Raw genomic sequence first — 649 nt, forward strand, 5'->3', positions numbered from 1 at the left:
CCTGTCTTTTGTTTTATAGAAAAAGAGAGTAGACATTAAACGTGTTAATGTAGTCAATTTTAAAAAGAACGTGTATCATTGTAAGTGCTGGTAACAAAAGTTGGGCATAAAATGTGGATAAAAAGTTACGAGAAAGGAAAAGGTGCGTACATCACGTTAAAGACATATGAATCATAAACATACAAAAACAAATACTGAATTCAGTAATAAAAAAATAAACATGCATTTAAATAGAAAACTATCAGCGGCTATCATAGCTGCCTTTCTTTTCGCTTTGCTTTTTTGTTTTATACCAGGGATAAAAGAGTCAATTCCCAATTTTACTATAAAGAAAAACAGTTCGCATTTCAGCGAATTATTTCCTTTATACCTTTTGTTCTTTACGCCCTTTTTTTTAATAATGGGGACGTTAGGCACAGTTATTGTTGATTTATTAGTCAGCGCTTTTGTTAAAGAACGCAGTAAAAAAATTGATTTTATCATGTCATTCATATTTCATGGTATTTTTGGATTTTTAATGTTTGAATTTGGAATGATGGGCGTCATTCTTATTTTTATTGTTGACCGTATTCTTTCAATCCGTAAAGAAAGCTACACTTATTTATATCCACTGGTTTGCTTAGTGGTGTCGGCTATTATTGGAACTCTT

General features: G+C 31.0%; 1 protein-coding gene. It reads left to right on the forward strand.

The window, feature by feature from the left end; translation table 11 throughout:
* Positions 1-166: 166 nt before the first annotated feature.
* Positions 167-649: hypothetical protein (locus AC27IT_RS27805; RefSeq protein WP_487092262.1), on the forward strand; the 483-nt coding region annotated here is incomplete at its 3' end.

The sequence above is a fragment of the Brevibacillus sp. YAE8 genome (assembly GCF_057543335.1).